Origin of the sequence: Microbacterium sp. BF1, assembly GCF_019279095.1 — a bacterium.
In the GTDB taxonomy this organism is placed as follows: Bacteria; Actinomycetota; Actinomycetes; order Actinomycetales; family Microbacteriaceae; genus Microbacterium; species Microbacterium maritypicum.
The window spans coordinates 1-3,982 of the sequence record NZ_JAGYWT010000224.1 but is presented as its reverse complement, the minus strand read 5'-3'; the positions used below and the strand labels follow the sequence as shown (position 1 = coordinate 3,982).

4 protein-coding genes are annotated in these 3,982 nt (G+C 67.4%); 1 reads left to right on the top strand and 3 read right to left on the bottom strand.

Annotated features, from left to right (window positions below; genetic code table 11):
* Positions 1 to 201: hypothetical protein (locus KZA10_RS17945; RefSeq protein ID WP_256934642.1), on the bottom strand; the 201-nt coding region annotated here is incomplete at its 3' end.
* Positions 185 to 592 (bottom strand): hypothetical protein, encoded by a 408-nt coding sequence (locus KZA10_RS17940; RefSeq protein ID WP_256934641.1) that lies wholly within the window; start codon positions 590 to 592, stop codon positions 185 to 187. The genes KZA10_RS17945 and KZA10_RS17940, both read right to left, overlap by 17 nt.
* A gap of 176 nt (positions 593 to 768) precedes the next feature.
* Here KZA10_RS17940 and KZA10_RS09220 point away from each other — a divergent pair, with 176 nt between their 5' ends.
* A complete protein-coding gene (locus KZA10_RS09220) occupies positions 769 to 2,988 on the top strand; it encodes an NADP-dependent isocitrate dehydrogenase (protein ID WP_218682715.1) in 2,220 nt (739 codons plus the stop codon).
* 182 nt (positions 2,989 to 3,170) lie between these two features.
* Here the strand turns inward: KZA10_RS09220 and KZA10_RS09215 are convergent.
* Positions 3,171 to 3,982 (bottom strand): L,D-transpeptidase (locus KZA10_RS09215; protein ID WP_218682714.1); only part of this gene is annotated, 812 nt, incomplete at its 5' end.

Here is a 3,982-nt window from a genome sequence, read left to right as displayed (position 1 = left end):
GTTGGTCGTGACACTCGAAGCCGATGGACAGCACGGGCGAACGGTAGCCGATGGCGTCGGATCGCTCGACGACCCGACGGTCCGAAAGTACGCGGAAGACCTGCTCGAAGGCGGACGTGCGGCGTTCATGAGTGCGAGCACGACGTTCTTGAGGGTGTCGGCCGCGGTGTACTCGCCCTCGAGCTCACGGTTCGCGTGCACGACCAGCGTCTCGATGGTCGGCGTGTCCGGGGAATCGAAGATCACCGGGGTCGCGTCGGCGTCGTAGGCGATCGCCTCCGGAACCGCAGTGGTGAACGCCTCGACGTTGGCCGCGTATCCACCGGCGCTGCGCACGAAGGTGTCTTCTCTGCCACAGCACGGAGCGGAAGTGCTCCTCCGGTGCTTCGGGGTCGAAGTTGGCGCTCACGAAGCCGACGACCTCGTTACGATCCAGGATCACCCGCTGCCAGGAGGTCTGCGGGTTGATGACGGTCGCTGCGATCCCGTACGAGACCGGAGCGAGGAACTGCTCCTGTCCGGGCTTGAGCGACAGGTTGTTCACGGCGACGATCGTCGCAGCGGAGAGTTCGACCATGCGCAGTTCGGACATGGACCCAGGCTAACCCCTCCGGGCGCACCGGACACGTTTCAGGGGAACATTTCGCCGTGCTGTGGCCGTTCGTCGACATCCGAACGGCCATCGGTCGCAGGCCGGGGCCACGGCGTCAGACCTGCTCAGGTATCTTGGTATCGAGACAAATAGCCCCGTGAACGGAGAACCTCCCGGTGACCGACGACGCCATCATCTACACGCACACAGACGAGGCACCGGCGCTCGCCACCGCCTCGTTCCTTCCGATCATCCAGGCATACACCGGCCAGGCCGGCATCGAGGTCGAGACCCGCGACATCTCGCTGGCCGGCCGCATCCTCGCCGCCTTCCCGCAGAAGCTCACCCCGGAGCAGCAGGTGGGCGACTCGCTCGCCGAGCTCGGCGGTCTCGCCACGCTCCCCGAGGCGAACATCATCAAGCTGCCGAACATCTCGGCCTCCATCCCGCAGCTGAAGGGGGCGATCGCCGAGCTCCAGAAGCAGGGCTACGACATCCCCGACTTCCCGGACGAGCCGTCCTCCCTCGAGGAGAAGGACGTTCGCGCGCGCTACGACCGCATCAAGGGCTCCGCCGTGAACCCGGTGCTGCGCGAGGGCAACAGCGACCGCCGTGCCCCGCTCGCGGTGAAGAATTACGCCAGGAAGCACCCGCACCGCAACAAGCCGTTCGCCGCGGGATCCAAGACCCGCGTCGCGACACTCGGTCACGATGACTTCAAGCACAACGAGCGCTCCTGGGTCGCCGCCCACGACGACGTGCTGAGTTTCCGCCACACGGCAAACGACGGCACGGTCACCGTGCTGAAGGAAGGCCTCAAGGTCCTGCCGCGCGAGATCATCGACGCGACGTTCCTCTCGGCCAAGGAGCTCGACGCCTTCCTCGCCGAGACGCTCGCCCAGGCCAAGGCCGACGACGTGCTGTACTCGGTACACCTCAAGGCGACCATGATGAAGGTCAGCGACCCGATCATCTTCGGTCACGTCGTGAAGGCGTTCTTCGCCGATGTGTTCGCGCAGTACGGTGACAAGCTCGCCGCAGCCGGACTCAGCGCCAACGACGGTCTCGGCTCGATCCTCTCGGGTCTGGCCAACGTCGCGGACGGCGCGGAGATCGCCGCCGCCTTCGACAAGGCCATCGCCGAGGGGCCGCGTCTGTCGTACGTGAACTCCGACAAGGGCACCACGAACCTGCACGTGCCGAGCGATGTGATCGTCGACGCGTCGATGCCCGCACTCGTGCGCAACGGCGGCAAGCTCTGGGGCAAGGAGGGCGAAGAGGCGGACACGCTCGCCGTCATCCCCGACTCGTCGTACGCGGGCGTCTACCAGGCCGTGATCGACGACGTGATCGCGAACGGCCCGTTGGACCCGGCGACCATCGGCACCGTCCCCAACGTGGGGCTCATGGCGCAGGCGGCCGAGGAGTACGGCAGCCACGACAAGACCTTCGAGATCGCCGCAGACGGCATCGTGCAGGTCCTCGACGGCGAGGGGACCGTGCTCATCGAGCACACGGTCGGCAAGGGCGACATCTGGCGCGCGACGCAGACCAAGCACATCCCGGTGATGGACTGGGTCAAGCTCGCGGTGACCCGCGCCAGGGCGACCGGCGACCCCGCCGTGTTCTGGCTCGACGCGAACCGCTCGCATGATGCGCAGATCATCGCCAAGGTGCACCAGGGTCTCGCGACGCTCGATACCAAGGGCCTCACGATCACGATCCTCGCGCCCGAGGAGGCCACGCGCTATACGCTCGCACGCATGCGCCACGGGCTCGACACGATCTCGGTCACCGGCAACGTGCTGCGCGACTACCTGACCGACCTGTTCCCGATCCTCGAAGTCGGCACGAGCGCCAAGATGCTCTCGATCGTGCCGCTGCTCGCGGGCGGCGGGCTGTTCGAGACCGGTGCGGGTGGTTCCGCACCCAAGCACGTGCAGCAGCTGGTCGAGGAGAACTACCTGCGCTGGGACTCGCTCGGCGAGTTCTTCGCGCTGGCCGCGTCGCTCGAGCACTTCGCCGACCGTACGGGCAACGACAAGGCCCGTGTGCTCGCCGAGACGCTGGATGCCGCCACCGGGATCTTCCTCGAGGAGGACCGTTCGCCCGGCCGTGCCCTGGGCACGATCGACAACCGCGGCAGCCACTTCTACCTGGGCCTGTACTGGGCTCAGGAGCTGGCGAAGCAGACGAAGGACGCCCAGCTCGCCGCCGCCTTCGCGCCGATCGCCGCCACGCTGGCGCAGAACGAGGAGACCATCGTCTCCGAGCTCAACGCGGTGCAGGGCAAGCCGGTCGAGATCGGCGGCTACTACCGTCCGGACGACGCGCTGGTCGAGGCCGTCATGCGTCCCTCTGCGACGCTGAACGGCATCGTCGACGCACTGCGCTGACGCGAGAGAAGGGGGCGGATGCTGCGGCATCCGCCCCCTTCTTCGTACCCGGGCGGCCCCGGGAGACGGCCTGGTGCCATCGGCGAAGGGCACACCGACGTCGGAACCGTGCCGCCGTCAGGAGCGCCTCTGGACGGCGCGCTCATCCCGCCGTTCACAGGACGGCGGGGGAGGAGCGATCGTCAGTAGTGGACGGAGACCTCGAGGCCCTGGGGAGACCAGTCGTACACGTACTTGGCGAGGTCGATCGGCAGGTTGACGCAGCCGTGACTCATGCGCTGGCCGAAGTTGTTGTGCCAGTAGGTGCCGTGGAAACCGATGTTCGGGGCGAACCACGTGATCCAGGGAACGTCTTCCGTGCAGTACGGAGCGCCTTCGTAGCAGCCCATGTCCTGGATGCGCGTGTGCGCGAAGACCTTGAAGTTGCCGGTGGGGGTCAATGTTCCGGGGAGGCCGGTGGAGACGGCCCAGGAGTTCACGACCTCGTTGTTCTCGTAGAGGACGGCCCGCTGCGAGCTCAGGTTGATGTCGATGCGGCGGAACAGGCTCACCGTTTCGAACGGGGTCTCGGTGACCGTGAGGGCGAACGTGCCGTCGCCGGCCGCGAGCTTCTCGGCGAACTGGTCCGCGATGTCCGACGTGTCGCCGAGCGCGCGGCCCGCGACGCCCTCCTGCTCCGCGCGGAGCACGTTTCCGGCGGAATCGACGATGTTGGTCGCGTTGACCGGAGCACGGTCCACGAGAGCGGGAAGACCATCGACGGTGGCCTGGATCGCCTGCGGGTCGGCCTCGATGCGCAGCTGGCCGTCGTCGTCGACGACCGAGAGCCAGGACGCGGCGACGGCGGGATCGACAGGAACGGTGCGCTCCTCGCCGACGTAGAAGCCGACGGCCGGGAGCATCGTGTTGAGTGTGGACGCGGTGGCCGTGGCGTCGTCGTCGGAGACGGCGGGCTGGGCCGTAGCGGCGTCGCCCGAGTACTCGAGCGTGGTGC